This is a genomic window from Brevibacillus porteri (assembly GCF_003013475.1).
Classification (GTDB): domain Bacteria; phylum Bacillota; class Bacilli; order Brevibacillales; family Brevibacillaceae; genus Brevibacillus; species Brevibacillus porteri.
This window is the reverse complement of record NZ_PXZO01000017.1, coordinates 90,817-110,308: the sequence shown is the minus strand read 5'-3', so window position 1 is coordinate 110,308 and position 19,492 is coordinate 90,817. Positions and strand designations below refer to the sequence as shown.

At 46.5% G+C, this 19,492-nt stretch carries 18 protein-coding genes and 1 riboswitch; all 18 genes read left to right on the top strand.

The window, feature by feature from the left end; all coding sequences use genetic code 11:
• The first annotated feature begins 1 nt into the window (after window position 1).
• The 18 genes from C7R92_RS10125 (at window position 2) to C7R92_RS10040 (ending at window position 19,429) form a co-directional block, all read left to right on the top strand.
• On the top strand, window positions 2-952 hold the full coding sequence (locus C7R92_RS10125; protein ID WP_106834156.1) for a DMT family transporter: 951 nt from the start codon (window positions 2-4) through the stop codon (window positions 950-952).
• Window positions 953-1,141: 189 nt separating this feature from the next.
• The gene (locus C7R92_RS10120; RefSeq protein WP_106834155.1) at window positions 1,142-2,128 is read left to right on the top strand and encodes an ABC transporter ATP-binding protein; all 987 of its coding nucleotides are present in this window, start codon (window positions 1,142-1,144) and stop codon (window positions 2,126-2,128) included.
• 44 nt (window positions 2,129-2,172) lie between these two features.
• Window positions 2,173-2,976, top strand: coding sequence for an ABC transporter permease (locus C7R92_RS10115; RefSeq protein ID WP_052168366.1), 804 nt, complete (start codon window positions 2,173-2,175; stop codon window positions 2,974-2,976).
• Window positions 2,973-3,770, top strand: coding sequence for an ABC transporter permease (locus tag C7R92_RS10110; protein ID WP_017252039.1), 798 nt, complete (start codon window positions 2,973-2,975; stop codon window positions 3,768-3,770). The genes C7R92_RS10115 and C7R92_RS10110 overlap by 4 nt, the downstream gene beginning before the upstream one ends.
• Before the next feature lie 61 nt (window positions 3,771-3,831).
• Window positions 3,832-4,887: an ABC transporter substrate-binding protein gene (locus tag C7R92_RS10105; protein WP_069847987.1), complete on the top strand. Its 1,056-nt coding sequence runs from the start codon at window positions 3,832-3,834 to the stop codon at window positions 4,885-4,887.
• 151 nt (window positions 4,888-5,038) lie between these two features.
• Window positions 5,039-6,514, top strand: coding sequence for a spore germination protein (locus tag C7R92_RS10100; protein WP_106834154.1), 1,476 nt, complete (start codon window positions 5,039-5,041; stop codon window positions 6,512-6,514).
• 17 nt (window positions 6,515-6,531) lie between these two features.
• On the top strand, window positions 6,532-7,635 hold the full coding sequence (locus tag C7R92_RS10095) for a GerAB/ArcD/ProY family transporter (RefSeq protein ID WP_069847983.1): 1,104 nt from the start codon (window positions 6,532-6,534) through the stop codon (window positions 7,633-7,635).
• Complete coding sequence (locus C7R92_RS10090) at window positions 7,632-8,735, top strand: Ger(x)C family spore germination protein (protein ID WP_106834153.1); 1,104 nt, start codon at window positions 7,632-7,634, stop codon at window positions 8,733-8,735. The genes C7R92_RS10095 and C7R92_RS10090 overlap by 4 nt, the downstream gene beginning before the upstream one ends.
• Before the next feature lie 65 nt (window positions 8,736-8,800).
• Window positions 8,801-9,634 (top strand): alpha/beta fold hydrolase, encoded by an 834-nt coding sequence (locus C7R92_RS10085; protein WP_106834152.1) that lies wholly within the window; start codon window positions 8,801-8,803, stop codon window positions 9,632-9,634.
• Between the two features lie 151 nt (window positions 9,635-9,785).
• Complete coding sequence (locus C7R92_RS10080) at window positions 9,786-11,072, top strand: copper resistance CopC/CopD family protein (protein WP_106834151.1); 1,287 nt, start codon at window positions 9,786-9,788, stop codon at window positions 11,070-11,072.
• Window positions 11,073-11,087: 15 nt separating this feature from the next.
• Window positions 11,088-11,711, top strand: coding sequence for a YcnI family copper-binding membrane protein (locus C7R92_RS10075; RefSeq protein WP_069847975.1), 624 nt, complete (start codon window positions 11,088-11,090; stop codon window positions 11,709-11,711).
• Between the two features lie 276 nt (window positions 11,712-11,987).
• Window positions 11,988-13,229 carry an MFS transporter gene (locus C7R92_RS10070; protein ID WP_167403200.1) on the top strand — a complete coding sequence of 414 codons (1,242 nt, stop codon included), beginning with the start codon at window positions 11,988-11,990 and terminating at the stop codon, window positions 13,227-13,229.
• 154 nt (window positions 13,230-13,383) lie between these two features.
• The gene (locus C7R92_RS10065) at window positions 13,384-13,608 is read left to right on the top strand and encodes a WYL domain-containing protein (protein ID WP_244195713.1); all 225 of its coding nucleotides are present in this window, start codon (window positions 13,384-13,386) and stop codon (window positions 13,606-13,608) included.
• A 98-nt stretch (window positions 13,609-13,706) separates the two neighbouring features.
• Window positions 13,707-13,967: a hypothetical protein gene (locus C7R92_RS10060; protein WP_106834149.1), complete on the top strand. Its 261-nt coding sequence runs from the start codon at window positions 13,707-13,709 to the stop codon at window positions 13,965-13,967.
• A 243-nt stretch (window positions 13,968-14,210) separates the two neighbouring features.
• Window positions 14,211-15,296, top strand: a complete 1,086-nt coding sequence (gene rsgA, locus C7R92_RS10055; RefSeq protein ID WP_017252029.1) for a ribosome small subunit-dependent GTPase A — start codon at window positions 14,211-14,213, stop codon at window positions 15,294-15,296.
• A 138-nt stretch (window positions 15,297-15,434) separates the two neighbouring features.
• A riboswitch (purine riboswitch) is annotated at window positions 15,435-15,536 on the top strand.
• Window positions 15,537-15,762: 226 nt separating this feature from the next.
• Window positions 15,763-16,353 carry a xanthine phosphoribosyltransferase gene (locus C7R92_RS10050; protein WP_017252028.1) on the top strand — a complete coding sequence of 197 codons (591 nt, stop codon included), beginning with the start codon at window positions 15,763-15,765 and terminating at the stop codon, window positions 16,351-16,353.
• Between the two features lie 32 nt (window positions 16,354-16,385).
• The gene (locus tag C7R92_RS10045) at window positions 16,386-17,696 is read left to right on the top strand and encodes a nucleobase:cation symporter-2 family protein (RefSeq protein ID WP_106834148.1); all 1,311 of its coding nucleotides are present in this window, start codon (window positions 16,386-16,388) and stop codon (window positions 17,694-17,696) included.
• A 596-nt stretch (window positions 17,697-18,292) separates the two neighbouring features.
• Window positions 18,293-19,429, top strand: coding sequence for a VanZ family protein (locus C7R92_RS10040; protein ID WP_106834147.1), 1,137 nt, complete (start codon window positions 18,293-18,295; stop codon window positions 19,427-19,429).
• Window positions 19,430-19,492 lie beyond the last annotated feature (63 nt).

Sequence of the window (19,492 nt, the reverse complement as noted above, 5' to 3'; positions counted from 1 at the left end):
GATGAAAGACCAACAAAAAGCGATTCTTGCGGCATTACTGAATGCAGGGATTACCGGCTTGTCGTTTTTATTTCTGAAAATGGCACTCGCTGTAACCAGCCCGGTTGATACTTTGGCGCACCGTTTTACCGTGGCATTTATCGCTGCATCTATACCGATCGTGTTTGGGTGGATCAAGCTGTCCATCAAACCAAAAGACATGCTCACGATTATACCGCTCGCCATGCTGTATCCCATTCTGTTCTTTACCCTTCAGGCGTTTGGACTGGTGTATACCACTTCGTCTGAAGCGGGGATTATTCAAGCAACCGTTCCGATTTTTACTATGATCCTGGCGGCATTCTTTTTGGGAGAGTCTTCTACGTGGCTGCAAAAGCTATCCACGCTTTTATCCGTAGGAGGTGTCGTGTACATTTTTGCAATGAAGGGGCTCGGTGTCAGCTCAGGCTCAGGGAGCAGTATCGGTACCATTCTCATCCTGTTATCCGCGTTTTCTTTGGCGGGGTATAGTGTTCTGGCGAGGAAAATGACTAAGTCCTTTCATTATATAGACATGACGTATATGGTGGCGTTACTCGGATTTTTGTTTTTTAACGGCTGGTCAGTCATTCGCCATAGTGCAGAGGGGACTTTGTCGACGTATTTTGCCCCTTTCGCCAGCTCATCGTTTATCATCTCCATTGTATTTTTGGGGATATTGTCCTCGCTCATGACGTCTTTTATGACCAACTTTGCCTTGTCCAAGATGGAAGCATCCAAACTCAGCGTGTTTAACAATTTGTCTACGTTGGTTACCATCGTGGCAGGCGTCATCTTTTTGCAGGAACAACTGGCATACTACCATCTTATTGGCGCGGTGATGATTGTTATCGGGGTGATTGGGACGAATTTCCTAGGGGCAAAAGCGAAGAACCGGAATCGCACGCTTCAACCAAAATCCACTTCTGTGTGAGAAAATAAAATGGATAAGCAACAGAGCGAATGTTTATTCATTGGCTCTGTTTGTTTTTGTGGAGGAATCTCTCATCCTTACTGGTCGCAAAAAAATCATTCCAGACTTGGTGAAACTGTTTACAAATCGTATCATACACGATATAGTTACCTAGATTGTGAGTATAATGACATATGGTGAGATGACGGAATGAAAAAAATTATACATCTGGATTCGATTGAAAAGAGATTTGCAGATACTGTCGTCGTCCCCTCTTTTTCTCTCTCCATTGAAGAAGGGGAGTTTTTGACGTTACTCGGCCCCAGTGGCTGTGGGAAAACGACACTGCTTCGAATGATTGCTGGCTTTGAACAGCCAACGACTGGGGAAATTTTCCTGGACGAAAAACCACTCAGCCATGTGCCGCCGTATCAGCGCGATATGAACATGGTGTTCCAGCAATATGCTTTGTTTCCACACATGACAGTGGAGCAGAACATCCTGTTTGGTTTGAAAATGAAAAAAGTAAACGCAGCTGAACAACAAAAGCGTTTGGAGGAAGTACTTCAGTACGTCCAACTGACAGAATTGCGGAAGCGCACGCCAAAGCAGCTGTCTGGGGGACAACAGCAACGCGTAGCAATCGCACGGGCGATTATTAACAACCCACGCGTTCTGCTTCTGGACGAGCCTCTAGGTGCTTTGGACTACCAATTGCGAAAAAGCTTGCAGCTTGAACTGAAAAACTTGCAGAAAAACTTGGGAATAACGTTCATTTACGTCACCCATGACCAAGAAGAAGCGATGGCGATGTCCGATCGAATCGCGGTTATGAACAAGGGACGAATTGAACAGATTGCTTCTCCAGCAGAGATTTACAACTCCCCGCAAACCTTGTTTGTGGCTACCTTTATTGGGGAAAACAACATTTTCCGGGAAAACGGAACGAATGCAGCCATACGTCCAGAAAAGATCAAGTTGTACCCGATTGACTCCGACAAGGATAAGCACAAGAAGCTGGGCACCATTGCTGACGCGGTGTTCCTCGGCAATTTGCGCAAGGTATTTATCCGCCTCGAGGGGCAGGATATGACCGTAATGGCACACCAGTACGCAGGTGACGGTCTGGACTGGCAGGTGGGAGAGCAAGTGGCCATTGGCTGGGCACAGACGGACGAGGTGATTCTTCCTTGTTAAACAAGAAGCCGGTAAAACTGCTCGCGCTTCCCGCCCTTTTGTGGATGGGTGCGCTTTTCGTCCTGCCTATGCTTATGATCGCCGTACTGTCTTTCCTCAAAAGAGGCACGTACGGGCAAGTTGTCTATGAATTTACGTTGAACAATTACATCCGTATTTTCGATCCGCTGTATGGTCAAATTTTTTGGGATACGCTGGTCGTAGCGGTTTTAACAACGGTATTTTCGATTTTGTGCGGTTATCCGTTAGCGTATTACATTTCACGACTGGAAAAATCGACTCAGCAAATATGGCTTTTGCTCGTGATGATTCCGTTTTGGATCAACTTCTTGGTCCGTTCCTATGCGTGGGTAATCATCCTGCGTTCGCAAGGCGTAATCAATACATTCCTGCAATCGCTGGGCATTATTTCGGAGCCGTTGCCGCTTCTGTACAATTCGGGTTCTGTCCTGCTCGGGATGGTGTACACACTCATGCCATTCATGGTCCTGCCGATTTATGTGTCACTGGAGCAGATGGATCGTCGTAAGCTGGAAGCAGCGTATGATTTGGGCGCAACACCTTGGAAAGCTTTTTGGCACGTGACCCTGCCGATGACCAAGACAGGTGTCGTCACTGGATCGATCCTCGTATTTGTTTCTTCCATCGGGATGTTCGTCGTTCCGGATGTCATGGGAGGAGCGAAATCGGCTCTGATCGGAAACGTCATTCAAAATCAATTTTTGTCCGCGCGTGACTGGCCGTTTGGTTCTGCCTTGTCCATCGTGCTGATGCTATTGTCCATGCTGTTGATTCTTCTTTATTTCCGCGCTACCAAAGCGAGCGAGACAAAGGAGGGATCAGCATGAAAACATTACGTCGAAACGCACTATCTGGATACTCGTGGCTGATGCTGGTCTTTTTGTATCTGCCAATCTTGATCCTTGTCCTTTATTCGTTCAATGATTCACGGATCAATGCTACGTGGACTGGTTTTACGTGGAAATGGTACGTTTCTTTGTTTGAAAACAGACAGGTCATGCAAGCGCTGATGAACAGTATGACGATCGGGGTTATCAGCAGCGTCATCGCAACGGTTTTGGGTACGGCTGCCGCTCTGGCGGTCAAGCATTATTCGATTCGTTGGAGCAACATCTTCAACGGGCTGATGTACTTGCCGATCGTCATCCCTGAGATCATGATGGGATTGGCTATGCTCGTGCTGTTTAGCCAGGTACAGATGGAGTTGGGGAAAGTGACCCTGATCCTGGCGCATGTTACGTTTAGCATGCCGTATGTGATGGTCATTATCTCAGGACGTTTGGCTGATATGGGCAAAGAACTGGAAGAAGCGTCTCAAGATTTGGGAGCAACTCCATGGGAGACATTGCGCTATGTGACGCTGCCTCTGATCATGCCAGGGATCATCGCAGGCTTCCTGATGGCGTTTACCCTGTCGCTGGACGATTTCATTATTTCGTTCTTCGTGGCTGGTCCGAATTCGACTACATTGCCACTCTACATTTATGGGTTGGTAAAACGAGGCGTATCACCAGAAGTGAATGCACTCTCGACACTTTTGATCGTGAGTACTGTGCTGTTGGTTGTGGTGGCAGAGATTTTCCGCCGTAAAGACTCGAAAAATAATCAATCTATCTTTTAGATCCATCATGGAGTTTTCATAAAAGCAATCCCATAACTGATTTGGAGGTTGAGAGGAAAAAATGAAACGTTTCAAGTCCTTGATGATCGGCGCTTTGACCGCCGTACTTGCGGTGACTGCTGTAGGCTGCTCATCGTCATCTGAGCAAGAGCAACAAGTATTGAATATTTATAGCTGGGCAGACAACTTCGACCAAGACGTCATCAAAGATTTTGAGCAAAAATTCAACGTCAAGGTTAACTATGATGTATACGGAAGCAACGAAGAAATGCTGGCAAAAGTTCAAGCAGGTGCATCCGGCTACGACCTGATTCAACCTTCCGACTACATGGTAGGCACTATGATTCAGTTGGGCCTCCTGGAAGAGTTGAACAAAGCCAACATCCCGAACATGGGCAATATCGTGTCTACGTTCAAGACACCTCCTTATGACAAAGAAAACAAGTATTCACTCGTATATACATGGGGAATAACCGGGATCGCTTACAACAAGAAATATGTAAAAGAAACCCCGACAAGCTGGAACGATCTGTGGAATGAAGCTTACAAGGGCCGTGTCATCATGCTGAACGACCCGCGTGAGGTTATGGGAATGGCACTGATCAAGAATGGCTTCTCCAATAGCACGACGAACACAAAGGAACTGGAAAAGTCCTTTGCTGATTTGAAAAAGGTAGTACCGAATGTTGTTGCCTTTGATACAGACAACATCAAGCAAAAGATGATTGCTGAGGAAGCATGGATTGGAACGGTTTGGTCTGGTGACGCCGCTTTCATTCACGCACAAAATCCAGATGTTGAGTACGTCATCCCGAAAGAGGGCGCAACGATCTGGGCAGACACGCTGGCAATTCCAAAAGGCGCTAAGAACAAGGAAATGGCTGAGAAGTTCATCAACTACCTGATGGACCCAGAGGTCAGTGTGAAAAACTACGAGTCGATTGGCTACAGCAACCCGAACGAAAAAGCATACCCACTGCACAGTGAAGAATATCGTTCCAATAAGATGGTCTTCCTGGATACAGCAGACATTGCCCGTGCAGAGTGGCTGGTGGATGTAGGGGAAACCTTGCAGCAATACGACCGCTACTGGACTGAAATGAAGAGCGGCAGATAAATAGTGGTGAACGAACCGAGATGGAGTATTTCCGTCTCGGTTTTTTTTGTGTTCATTTTGTCTGGGAGCTTATTCTTTAGCATGAAAGGGGAATAGAGCGAGGGCATTGGAAAAATAATAAGGGGACACCATATATTGGGGTACACATAAGATGACAACTAACTTGATTACTGAATCCGTTAGCGAGACGCGAGAAAGATTATGGGATCACATGCGAAATCCGCGATTGGTGTTTCGTAACCTTTCTTGTGGAACCAATAGCTTGTTGCTAGCCTACCTCCCCTATCTAGTGGATACGGTCATTCTCCAGCAGGTGTTGCTTCCCTATTTCGAAAGATTACCTGACGAGAAGATCGTTCCTGATACGATTTTGGGGAATGTTCCTGTTGCTCATGTGACCCAAACCATGGATTACATACAAATCAGCGACTATCTCGTGAGGGGATGGATTTACCTTCAAATAGAAGGAACGGCGTGCGGGATTCTTCTCTACGTAGCAAGAATACCGAGTCGTTCTTTGAGAGAGGCTCAGGTTGAAACCCAAATTTTCGGTCCCCAGGTTTCTTTTACGGAAGCCTTAGAAACCAATTTAGGGATTCTACAGGGATATCTGTCGACTGATTTGCTTACCAACGTATCCATTACGATTGGGAAACGCAGCATGACGAATGTGGAAGTATGTTACATGGAGGAACTGGCTGCTCCTGAAAATGTGCAAACCGTCATTCAGCGTATAAGCGAGCTAGATGTAGACGGCGTGATTGACAGCGGAAAACTGGTTCAATTAATTGATGACAATACGTTCTCTATTTTTCCGCAGCTAATCCTAACAGAACGACCTGATCATGTAAGTGAAGCCCTGTTGGAAGGAAAGGTTGTTGTGTTTGTGGAGGGGAGCCCGTTTGCTATCGTCGGTCCCAGTTCCTTCGTTGACTTTTTCAAGTCCAATGAAGATCTCTATGTCCGGTGGCAAATGGCTTCCTTCATTCGATTGTTACGTTTCTCGGCCCTTTTTGTCTCTTTGTTTTTTACAGCTACTTATGTGGCTGCACTTACGTTTCACTATGAAATGATTCCATCTGCTCTCCTTGTATCGCTAGTAAAGTCTCGTTCCAAGGTGCCCTTTCCCCCGTTGTTTGAAGCTTTGCTGCTTGAGATGATTATTGAATTCTTACGGGAGGCTGGAGCAAGACTTCCTTTCAAAGTTGGGCAAACGATAGGGATCGTCGGCGGTATCGTAATTGGACAGGCGGCCGTTGCAGCGGGTTTTACCAGTAACATCTTGATCATGATTGTGGCACTCAGTGCATTAGCTTCGTTTACTTTTCCTTCCTACATGATGAGTACGGCAGTACGCATCCTCCGCTTTCCGATTATCCTGTTAGCTGGAATTTGGGGAGGTTTTGGTATTATGCTTGGCGCGTCTTTTCTATTGATACACATCCTACGTCAATCAAGTCTGGGACGTCCGTTTTTTCTACCCTTCTTTCCTTTTCGCTTGCAGGATTTTAAAAACAGTCTGATCCGGTTTCCTTTTGACTCTCTCGGCAAGCGTCCGGTTATGACACGTTCTCCTGACGATACCCGTGTGCCTGATGAAGCAGGGAAAAAAAGACCAGTTCAGTAGTTAGGTGTTGAATGTGAATGTCACTGTCCACTTTTCGTCGGAATAGCCATATGGCTATCAGCGTATCGCTTGCGCTATTCATGGTTCATGGCAATCAGGTTGGAATCGGCATAGCGGGCGTACAACGGTTTATTTATGACAGGGTGCAACAAGACGCTTGGATTGCGGTCATAATAGCAGGCATTATGACCCATATAGCAGCTTGGTTCATGCTAAAAATCCTAGCGAAATTCAAAGACATGGATTTGTACGACATTCATCAAAGGGTGTTTGGAAAATGGCCAGCTCGCGTACTCAATTTCATCTTTATCGTATATATCATGGGTTCTGCCTTGACGATCTTGAGAGGGTACATCGAGATCATTCAGTCATGGATGTTTCCAGAAGTGCCTTCTTGGATATTAAATGCCTCCTTGCTTTGCCTGACCATTTATGGAGTGACGGGTGGCATTCGGGTGTTGGCTGGAATTAGCTTTTTTTCTGTTGGATTGACGCTTTGGCAGCTACTTCTCATGGTTTACCCCATGCAATACGCCGATTTTCATTTATTGCAGCCAGTATTTCATCACGACATTGGACAGTTGATGGACGGGGCGAGGAAGATGTCTTTTTCCACTATCGGATTTGAGATTATTTTGTTCATCTATCCGTTTGTGAAGGAAAAGAAAATACTACCACGGTATGTACATGGTGGGTTGTTTATGACCACCTGCTTGTATGTTGTCGTCATGTTGGTTACACTCTTGTACTTTCAAGGGGAACAGCTTCAGCATCTTATCTGGGCAACGTTCATGATGATGAAAATTGTAGAGTTTCCGTTTTTGGAGCGTTTTGAGTTTGTGTCCATTTCACTGTGGATGCTCGTCATGCTGGATAATTTGCTGATGGACTTGTGGATAGCCATGCGGGGGGTTCACCATATTAGTGGGGTCAAGGAAAGAATGGCACTTTTCGGGATTGTTGGTGTCATGTTTTTTGCTAGCAACTTTTTGGAAACACGCCAGTCGATTAATCTCATCACGGATATTTTCGGTGGAGTAGGCTTCTATATCATTTTTATTTATCCCATCGTGCTTTATGTAGTGATTCGGCTGTTTCGGAAGGGAGCGGTCCGGACATGAGAAGGTTCCGGTTGCTTATTCACTACTTATTAGTGGTCGTGTTATTGAACGGCTGTGGGGAGCAGCACGTATTAGAAAAATTGGGACTGGCGGTTGCAGTGGGGTACGATCTTAGTAAAGACGGAAAGTTGTTAGGTACTACGGTATTTTATCAAATTGACCCGGAGGCACGTGAGTTGGTCACTGTGATTTCTGGCACAGCGCATACAAGCAAAGGACTTACCGTTGCACAGAACAGGGAGTCTTCCAAAAAAATTGTAGGCGGTCAAATTCGCGTCGTGGTCTATCACGATGAGCTAGCGCGTAAAGGGATCCTGTCTCTTGTGGAAAACTTAACGCGTGATGCCTCCATTGGAAGTAATGTTTATTTAACTGTAGCCAAAGGACGAGCTTATGATATTTTGACACATCGCTATCCCGAGAATAGCAACATTGGAATTTACCTCTATCAAGCCATACGACAGAATGTCGAAGGAGAGAATATGATCTCTTCGAAACTTCATGAGTTCATGAAAGATTATTATGCAGTCGGGAAAGATGCTGTGATGCCTTACATCGAAAGAGTAAAGAATGAGTTGCATATTAATAAAATTGCTCTGTTTCGAGATGATCGATTGGTGGCAGAGATTACAACAAGGGAAGGATTTTTCCTCAAGATATTACGTGAACGCTACAATAAGGGAGAATTGGAAATAAACATTTCCCTCGATAAAAAGCGTCTTTTTACTGTCATTGAACATATCTCAAGCAAAAAGCAAATAAAAGTGCTGGATTTGGAGAAACCCAGGTTTTCTGTGAAAGTAAAGATGACAGCGCAGATTCAGGAAATGGCTGAAAAAATTGATTTATCAAAGCCTGAGCAGTTGAAAAAGGTACAAAAAGCAATCGAACTGGCGGTGAAAAAAGAGACGGAACATCTACTGGAAAAGTTAAGAAAACACGATGTAGACCCGGTAGGATTTGGGGAAATCTACAATATAGCCATTCAAAAGAGCGGGAAAAAGAAATTGAGTCAAGAGGAAGTCCGTGAAATCATGAAAAGGGCGAAATATGAAGTGGATGTCGAGATCAAGATTTTACGTACAGGCGTCATTGGGTAATCGAAACAAAAATAAATAGACACGCAACAATCCGGGATGAGATAGTGAGGGAGAGGTGAGAAAAAATGGAAAACAAGCAGGCTATACAAACAGGCTTTCTCGAAGCCAATCGGGCACGTATTTACTATGAAGTAGTCGGAGAGGGCGAACCGCTCTTATTGATCCACGGCTTCAATCTGGATACAAGGCTATGGGATGCCCAGCTGCAAGCTTTTGCACAGACGTATAAGGTCGTTCGCTTTGATATCCGCGGGTTCGGTAAAACACTGGCGACTGACGTTCCTTTTACCTTGTACGACGACGTGAAAGCGGTTCTGTTAGGGCTTGGTATCGAAAAAGCACATGTGGCTGGGCTTTCATTTGGGGGAATGGTCGCGCAGGAGTTCGCCCTTGCTTATCCGCAGATGGTGAGTAGCTTGATTCTAGTCGCATCCGGCCTGTTTGGTCACCCAAGAAGTGAACAAAGGTTGCACGATGTGGAACGATTCAATCAAGTATGTCAGCGTGGCACGACAGAGGAAGCGTTGGAAATGACGACGCAAATGTGGTTTGACGGTCCTGGTCAGCCGGTAAATGAGCAAACTGTGGAAGCACGTAACCGCTTTAAAGAAATCAACAGACACGCCTTTTCGCTGCCAGAGTTTGGCGTTGGATTGGAAACGTTATCCCCCTCACCAATCGAGCGTTTGGAAGAAATCAAAGCCCCGACACTCGTTATTGCAGGAGCGCGGGATTATCCCGATTTTTTACAGATCGCCGATGTATTGACTGAACGGATTACAGGCGCACAAAAAGTCATCCTGCCTGACTCAGCCCATATCCCACCGATGGATCAACCAGAGGTATTCAATAAACTCGTCCTGGAATTTCTCGCACAAAGCATGGTAAGATCTTCCTAATACCGTTTGAAAAGGCATGGAACGGAGAGATTTTCCGCTCATGCCTTTTTTGTTTTCAACACTTTGCCACATCAGATAGCCCGATGGAGCCATATAGATTCTCGTACTATTTTGATAGGATTAAGGACGAAATAAGGAAGCAGGTGACAGGGTGACATACAACATCAGACATTATGCGGTTTTGGTTTTACTCGCCTTCTTACTTGTACTGACAACGGGTATGACAACTGCTTACGCCCATGCTGGCTTAATGGGCAGCTCCCCACAAGATGGTGAGGTACTGAAGGCGAATCCAGGAAAAATATCTGCGTTGTTTACCGAAACATTGGAGCCTGATCTTGTTAACGTGCGTTTATTTGACTGGAATGGCAAGGAAATAAAAGTGGAGCGGCCGACATTGCAGCCGGGTGATGCCTCGCAGTTAAATGCGAATCTGCCGAGCGATTTGGCTGAAGGGACGTATTCGGTTATCGTGTCTGTCGTTTCCGAGGATGGACATCCAATTGAAGAGAAGCTCACGTTTTCCATCGGACAAAAAAGTGCGGTCGTGGTTCCGCCAAGTGAGCAAAAAGCAGATTCAAGCTACTTGATCATGTACCGCTATTTAGCGCAAGGGATTATTCTCGTAGGTGGCGGCTTGTATCTGGTAGCGTGGGCAGCACAGCGTCATGGCTTGCCTTCGCTTACCCAGCTCATCGGGATTGGCAGACAAATCGGATGGAGTTTGGCGATAATCGGACTTATATTTTTGTGGTTCTTGTATGACGAAGCGTTAACCGCTGTATCACTTACGCAAGCACTGTGGCAGATGGACGGGAACTTGATCAGTCAGTCTCCGTTTGCGATCATGCTGCTGGTGTCCTTTGCATTACTGCTCTTGATGGCGATCCCCAATATGGTGTCTGGCTGGTATGTGGGAATCTGGATTCTCGCGATCAGCGCACAAGCTTTTGGTGGTCATGCATGGGGCATTGCTCCTGTCTGGCTGTCCATTTTGCTGAGACTGTTGCATGTTTTGACGGTCGCCGTGTGGATGGGGGCACTTGTCTACTTGCTCCTTACAGTCAAAGTGGCGGAAAGAGGACAGGAGTCGTTCAAGAGGTTCTTTTTGCAGACAGTTGCTGTGGCGGCGGTGCTTGCCGTCGTGACGGGTGTTGTCATGCTCATCGTGCAGACGGATGTCATGAGTATTTTCCAGAGTACAACGGCATGGAGCTATCTGTTATATGGAAAAATAGCAAGTGTCTGCCTCATGCTTCTTCTAGCCTTTAGGCAAACAAGACGTTGGCGGACGAAAAATACCTTGCAGCCCGCTTACTTGCGTTGGGAAATAATATTCGGGATTATCGCTGTTCTGGCTGGACTTTGGATGAGCCAGATCAACTACCCGACTGCGACGACAAATAATCAGGCCGTGATTCAAAATGATACAAACTAGGGAGGATTTCATACGATGAAAATGACAAAATGGATGAGCAGTGTACTGGTAGCAGGTGCAGTTTTGACATTGGCGACAGCAGCACAAGCACATGTGAACGTATATCCGAAAGAGACTACTACAGGCTCCTATGAAAAATACTCAGTGCGTGTCCCAGTAGAAAAAGACGTCAATACGACAAAAGTGAAGCTGGAATTCCCGGCAGGTGTGAAGGTAAATACTGTACAACCGATTCCGGGCTGGACCTACGAGTTCGAAAAAGATAAAGACGGTGTGAACACAGCGCTTGTGTGGACAGCAACAGAAGGCGGAATCAAGGCGCATGAGTTCCAAGAGTTCACGTTTGTAGGGGCAAACCCGAAAGAAGAGGGCCAATTGGCTTGGAAGGCTTATCAGACCTATGCAAATGGCGAGGTTGTGGAATGGACAGGGGACAAGGATTCCAAAACGCCAGCGTCTGTCACTACCATTAAGGCTGGTGTAGGCGAAGCAGGGCATGAGCATGGACAAGAACAAAAGCCGGCAACCGCTCCTGCCGGGGAAGCGGCTGGTGCAGGCAGCAACAATACCTTGCCATTGGTACTTTCTGGTTTGGCGTTGCTGATTTCCATCGTTGGTCTGTTTAGAAAAAAAGCGTAAGTGCTTCATAATCAAGCTGTGCAGTGTGTTCAATCATGCTGCACAGCTTTTTTCCATTGTATGACAATTAAAATCATTCTATAATAGCTGTAATTACTTTCGGAGGTGCATATCACATGTTAAAAACACTATTCAGAGCAAGCAAGTACACAGAAGGAAAAATAGGAACGGCAGCTTGACGCGTACGCATTTTGCACAGTAGAGGATTGTAGAGTAACAATCAGTATGTGAAAACGGAACGCGTCATCTGCCTAAAAAAAGGTGGATACTGCTTCCATGTCTATGAATGCGACAAAAGTATATACGGTCAAAAGCTTTTTGACTTCCCTGGCCAATACGACCATGTTCACGACCTATGCGCTTTACTACATCGTGACACTGGGTTTTAACCCGTTTGAATTGCTTTTGATCGGGACGGTATTGGAGTTATCCGTGTTGGTGTTTGAAGGGATAACAGGAGTCGTTGCGGATACGTACAGTCGCCGTCGCTCCGTCATTATCGGGATGTTTTTGCTGGGAATCGGATTTGCGATGCAGGGGATCGTTCCCACGCTTGATGCTTGGGTACCGTTTATTTCTGTCTTCGGCTTGATGCTGTTTTCGCAAGTCGTCAGTGGTCTCGGGTATACGTTTATCAGTGGAGCGGATACTGCATGGATTGTGGATGAGGTCGGAGAAGAGAAGATCGGTACGATTTTCATGAAGGCCAAGCGCTACTCTTTGTTTGGGAATCTGCTCGGGATTGCACTGAGTGTGGCATTGGCAACAATCGCTCCCAACTTGCCTTACCTCATAGGTGGCCTCATGTATCTGGGGCTTGGTGTCTTTCTGATTCTGTTCATGAAGGAGACCGGTTTTATTCCTCGTGAGCGTGAGCGAGGTGCTTCCCACGTGAAGGAAATGATTCAGACGTGGACTTCGGGTGCCAAAGTGATTCGCAGCCAGCCGATTCTGATGTTGATCTTGTTCGTGACGCTATTTACGGGTGCAGCTTCTGAAGGGTATGACCGTTTGTGGGAAGCGCATTTGATCGCAGAAATTGGCTTTCCAGAGCTGGCTGCTATTTCGATGCCAATGTGGTTCGGGATCATTGCCGCACTCGCAAGCTTACTCGGCCTCATCGTCGTAGGCGTTGTGGAAAAAAGGCTGGATGTGAACAAGGAGCGGGTTGTCCTTGTGGGCATGTTCACGTTGACGGGTCTCAAAATTGCAGCGATGATTGCTTTTGCTTTTTCCCCTAGCTTTAGCTGGGCGTTAGTAGCATTGCTGTTGATCGGTGTGATCCAATCATTAAGCAGTCCGCTGTATGATACGTGGCTGAATCTGAACATTGAGAGCAGTGTGCGAGCGACGGTTTTGTCGATGATGGGTCAGTCCAATGCCTTGGGACAAACGGCAGGTGGTCCGGCTGTCGGATGGATCGGGACCCGGTTTTCGATTCGCGCTTCGCTGGTTGCGGCGGCCATCTTGTTGGCACCGATTCTGATTGTGTTCGGACGTGCGCTTAGAAGGCGCTGAGTTGTAACAAGCATAAGGCATGTGTCCATTTTGAGGGCGCATGCCTTTTTTGTTGAGGGAATAGTTGAGTGTTGAAAACAAACTTGCGAACGAATGTTCTCTTTTGGTATGATGATCTCAACAACTAGAAGACACATTTTGTGGTGGTGGCAGCATGATGATTTTGGAGTTGAGAAGGTACGCGGCCCGGCAGCAAGCAGTGGAGATCATCTATTTGAAGAAGAATGGAGAGGCTAGCAGGCGTACGATCCGTATTGTGCATATTGATGAGAGCAACGGGAGCTTGAAAGCATACTGTTATAGGAGGAAGGCGTTTCGCGTGTTTGTGTTGGATAACATTTTTGCGATCGCACCTGTGTCTGGTCATTTTGCCGGATGAAAAGGAATCATCCTCCACGCCCCCAGCCTGTTCCAGCCGTACTATGTTATACTAAATAGGTAAACAACTTCAAAAAAGAGGAAGGGCGGGGACAAATCATGGAGTTCTTCATTGTCATCGTCATCATGTTTTTGATCGTAGTATTTGTCTTGGCGTCCAAAGCTGCAAAAGGCGGAAGTGGGCGCTCTCATTCCTCTTCAGACAGTGGGGGCGGAGCCTTCTATGTCGACAGCAATCACAATCACCATCATCGAAATCACGACTCAGGCGATCGTTGGGATAGCTATGACAGCGATAGCGGAAGTGGTGGAGACAGTGGTGGTGGCGGAGATAGCGGAGGCGGCGGCGGGGGAGATTGACGCTGTTGCATTTTGTTTCATTATGGTACAATAATTGGGAAATATGATTCCAAACCTGAATGGTAGGTTTGCTAAAGGAGAGATGTTTTATGGTAGTCATCAAATTTGTTCAGAGTGTCGTAGTCGGGGTCACAGGAATCCTCCTTTCAAGCGAACAGTAATATCGTTCACCAAATGAGGATTCGACTGTGACTGGTTCTGGCTGATAGCCATATATTTAACCAATTGCAGGGGGAATCCGCAGTGAATCAACTAACCAATCAACAAGTATTGCAATCTATGGGCTGGAATGAGTATTTTGCTAATCATTTTGCCCCTTATGCCGAGCAAGGCTACAGTGTGGGACGTATCACACTCGAACATAAACGTATTTATCGTCTGTGGAGTGAGCATGGTGAACTCTTGGGCGAAGTAACGGGTAAGCTTCGTTATGAAGCCATTGGACGAGAAGATTTTCCGGCTGTCGGGGACTGGGTAGTGATCAGTGCCCGTCCTGAGGAAAAGAAAGCTTCCATCCACGGACTTCTTCCACGTAAGAGCAAGTTTTCCCGCAAAGTAGCTGGGGATACAGTGGAAGAGCAGATTGTGGCTGCAAACGTCGATACCGTTTTCCTTGTGAATTCCTTAAATAATGATTTAAATCTGCGCAGGATAGAACGCTATCTCATTCTTGCGTGGGAAAGTGGAGCCAATCCGGTGATTGTGCTGTCCAAAGCAGATTTGTGTGACGATTTGGATGCATGTTTGGCAGAGATAGAATCAGTCGCAATCGGTGTGCCTGTTCACGTAGTCAGTGCTGAGCAGGGAGAAGGACTGGATCAGCTCGACCCTTATCTGGGCGAGGGCCAGACGATTGCCTTGATGGGCTCCTCTGGTGTTGGCAAATCCACGTTGATCAATAAATTGAGCGGAGCGGAAATGCAAAAAGTCAGTGGCGTGCGTGAAGGTGATGACCGTGGCCGCCATACGACGACCCATCGCGAACTGTTCCGATTGCCGAGTGGTGCTCTGATGATCGATACACCGGGCATGAGGGAGCTGCAGCTCTGGGAGGCAGATGAAGGCTTCCGCGGTGCCTTTGACGATATCGAGTCCATTGCGGAAACATGCCGTTTCAATGATTGTAAGCATATGCGAGAGCCTGGCTGTGCTGTTCAAGCTGCCATCCAATCTGGATCATTGGAAAAAGCACGCTTTGACAGTTACCTGAAGCTTCAACGCGAATTGGCACATCTGGCACGCAAAGAAGACGCAAGGCTTGCAGCCGCTGAAAGGGATAAATGGAAAAAGATCAACGTTCAAATGCGGGAGAAAAAACCGAAGCGATAAACACGAGAGCCCTTGAGAAATCAGGGCTCTTTCCTTTATTCGGATAAGTAAGCGCTTCCTTTTGTTTTCAAAAATTAACGCTTGCTCATAACGCGAGAGTTATGATAGATTTGGTCAATACTCGTTATTACACTTCGAAATAAATAGATATAGGTAGCTCGTATAATTTTGGGAATAAGGCCCATCCGTTTCTACCAGGTGACCGTAAATCACCTGACTACGAGTGAAAGTGCGTCTAGGGTTCCGTTTCTTTCCTATTCGAATAATAGGGTTGGAAGATAGCTGGTCCGAGCGACGCAGGCACGATTGATGTGTCACACCTAAGGGATAAAAGCCCAGAGGGACAGTTTCACTTGGCGCTGGTTTGTTACGTAGCCCGCTTGTGACACTGTCCGCTCTGGGCTTTCTATATTTCAGCAGGCCACATGTGAAAATGGCCGGAACCATACCCGAGGAGGAAGAATTGATGAAAGAATTACAAGAGCGCATCGTACAGGACGGCAAGGTACTGTCGGCATCCGTTTTGAAGGTGGATGCGTTTTTGAACCACCAGGTAGATCCACAATTGACGATGAAGATCGGACAGCGCTTTGCCGAGCTGTTCGCTGGTGAAAAAATCACAAAAGTCGTGACGATTGAGGCAAGTGGCATCCATTTTGCAATGGCGACTTCCTTTGCGTTGGGTGTTCCCTTTATCTACGCGAAAAAGAAAAAAGCTGTCACGTTGACAGAGGAAGTATACTCTGCTCCTGTTCATTCTTTTACCCGCCAGGAAACGTATCAAATCAGTGTTTCCCGTCAGTATTTGTCTAAAGAAGACCGCGTATTGATTGTCGATGACTTCTTGGCTACGGGAGCTGCTCTGGTGGGACTTACGAATATTATCAAAGATGCCGGTGCTCATCTCGTCGGGGTTGGCGCTGTTATCGAAAAAAGCTTCCAGGAAGGCCGTGGTCTCTTGGAGCAAGCTGGCGTACGAATCGAATCATTGGCACGTATTGAATCGATGTCACCAGAAGGCATTCACTTTATTGAAGAAGAGCCTGCACGCGTATAATCAAAAAATGAATAGGAGGTAAGGGTTCACTCATGCTAGCCAAACATAAAATTGTTACTTTGGGCTTACAGCACATTCTCGCCATGTATGCAGGAGCCGTCGTCGTACCGTTGATTATCGGTGGTGCTCTGAATCTGACTCCTACGCAAATCGCTTATTTGATTGCTGCCGACCTTTTCACATGCGGAATCGCGACGCTCTTGCAAGTCCTTGGCACGCGTTATACAGGGATTCGCCTTCCCGTTGTGCTCGGATGTACGTTTACAGCAGTAGGACCGATTATCGCGATTGCTTCTACGAGTAATCTAGCGACCGCTTACGGCGCCATCATCATATCGGGTATATTCGTTGTCTTGGCAGCTCCACTGTTTGGCAAGCTGCTGCGCTTTTTCCCAACCGTGGTACAAGGTTCAGTCGTTACGATCATTGGACTGTCGCTTATTCCCGTTGCGATGAACAACGCCGCTGGCGGACAAGGCATGCCGGACTTTGGACAACCGCACAATTTGCTTTTGGCTTTAGGAACGTTGGTTATCATTTTGCTTATTAATCGTTTCTTTACCGGATTTATTCGTGCGATTTCCGTATTGCTCGGGTTGATTGTCGGTACGGCTGTAGCTTACATGATGGGGATGGTCAGCTTCGCGAGTGTAGCGGAAGCCTCTTGGTTTAGTGTGGTTGAACCGTTTTACTTCGGTACACCACAGTTCAGTGTTGTCGCCATTGTTACCATGATTCTCGTCAACATCATCAGCATGGCTGAGTCCACAGGCGTTTACTTTGCACTCGGTAAAGTGACCGATACAAAAGTAACAGATCAAGATGTAGTCAAAGGATTGCGTGGGGAAGGGGTCGCAATTGTGCTGGGCGGCATTTTCAACGCATTCCCTTACACGGCTTTTTCGCAAAACGTCGGTCTGGTTTCCCTGACTGGCATTAAATCGCGCGATGTGATGATTGGTGCCGGTGCAATCCTGGTTGTTCTCGGACTACTGCCGAAGCTGGCTGCTTTGACAACGGTCATTCCTAACGCGGTATTGGGTGGAGCGATGATCGCTATGTTCGGGATGGTTGTTGCATCTGGTATTAATATTCTCTCGCAGGTTGACCTGAACAAAAACGAAAATCTGCTGATCGCTGCTTGCAGTATCGCTGTTGGACTAGGCTCTGCTGCAGTTCCGGCGATGTTTGATCAACTGCCTACGTTGGCAAAAATGATGCTGCAAAATGGTATCGTGACAGGTTCTTTGACTGCCGTCATCTTGAACATCTTGCTCGTTCATACGAATAAAAAAGCATCTCAGACTGCTCCGGCAAATGTAACTGTTTCGGAAGCGTCTTAACCTTATCAAACAATGAACCGCCATTTCCTGGTTAGACAGGGAGTGGCGGTTTTTCCTTTTATCGTGGCTGCGGTGGAGAGAAGAATATTTCCAGTCTAGGCTCCAGGCTCCGTCCTGCTGGGGGCCAAGACTGCCCGCTCCGAAGGGAGGACTCCACAAGTCGCTACGTCTGGAAATATTCTTCTCTGGCGTAACTGATCAGATTCTTCAATCTTTTCAGGCCTTTAAAACCCGTTTAACACGGAAAGCTCGTAGAGGAAACAGGAGAAAAAAGCGAAGATCTTTGGGACACCTGGTATTATCCCCTCATGGTAGACAGTAAAAAAAGAGAAACAAGCTTTTAGCGTCCACCTCTGAGACGCCTCCTGAATGGACCACTTTGGACGCGGGTTTCGCTTTTTTTCATGGAGCCGGGCAGTCAATCTCACAGGGGTGGCCCAAGAAGCTGAGCGTTTTCTCCTGTTTCCTCCCCAGCACTACAGTAACAACTTAGGATTCCTCATGTGAATAATTTAGTGGGAAATGGAAGAAAGATAGAAGGAAACGGATGATGAAAATTGCTGCTGTTACCCAGCTATTCAAAAAGGAGTTCTTGCATGTCTCCGTACGTTTTTCCCATTCAATATGCTTTTCTTGTTTTTTTGTTAGGGTGCTATGTCTTATTTGTTCCCTGGCTTATTTACACCTATAGAAAAGATGGGTTTTTCAGTTGGTGGCGGTTCATTTTAAGCTCTTCCTTTCTGTTTTATTTGCTATGCGCTTTGTTTTTGGTGTTGCTTCCTTTGCCAGCTACAAGGGACACTTGCGCCATGCAAGCAGAGAATACCGTTTATTATTCGTTGATACCGTTTACCTTTGTCCGTGATATTCTCAAGGAAACTTCGTTTGTATGGTCACAGCCATCCAGCTATATTCAGCTCGTGAAAAAGCAAGCATTCTTGCAAGCCGCTTTTAATTTTTTGCTATTACTCCCTTTCGGCGTCTACCTTCGCTACTTTTTCCAGAAGCGGGAATATTGGAAACGGGCTTTGGGGCTCGGTTTTGCGTTGTCACTGTTCTTTGAAGTCACACAATTAACAGGGATCTATGGAATTTATCTTTGTCCGTATCGACTGTTCGATGTCGATGATCTCATACTCAACAGCAGCGGTGCTTTATTTGGTTGTTTCGTTGCACCGATTATACTGGCCTTGTTTCCGTCTACTAAGAGTATAGAAGCGAAAAGAGCCAGTGTGATGGAGAGTGATATCGTCCTCCCAGTACCGCAGTTGCTGGCGTTGTTGATCGACTGTATCGTAGTCCGGTTTATGTCCGGTCTATTTGACGTTTTACTTCCGTTTGGCTGGCTGACAGAGCTGATCAGTACCTCACTCGGTATAGTGCTTGGCTTCTATTTCATTCCGCTATTATGGAATGGAAAGACGATTGGAACAGCGATTTTGCGGTTCAGACTGGTGAACGAAGATTCCGGAAAGCCCTCCGCAACATCTTTATTCAAGCGATTTCTCGCCCTGTATTTCACATGGTTTATCATGTATACCTCGAATGCAATCAGTCAAATAGAAAGATGGATGGAGTCGGCTTTTTATCCATTCCTCATCCTTTTCACCTTTGGCGTCATCGTAGTAATTACGCTTGTACTTCTCATTCATGGTCTGCTCGTTTTGTTTTCCCGAGGCAGTCGCCGTTTTTATTTTGACTATGCATCCGGTCTTAGAACCAGTCGAAAATAGTGCTCGCTAGATTTTGGTTGATACGTCTGGAAAAATTCTTCTCTGGCGTAGCTTCTCGTTTAT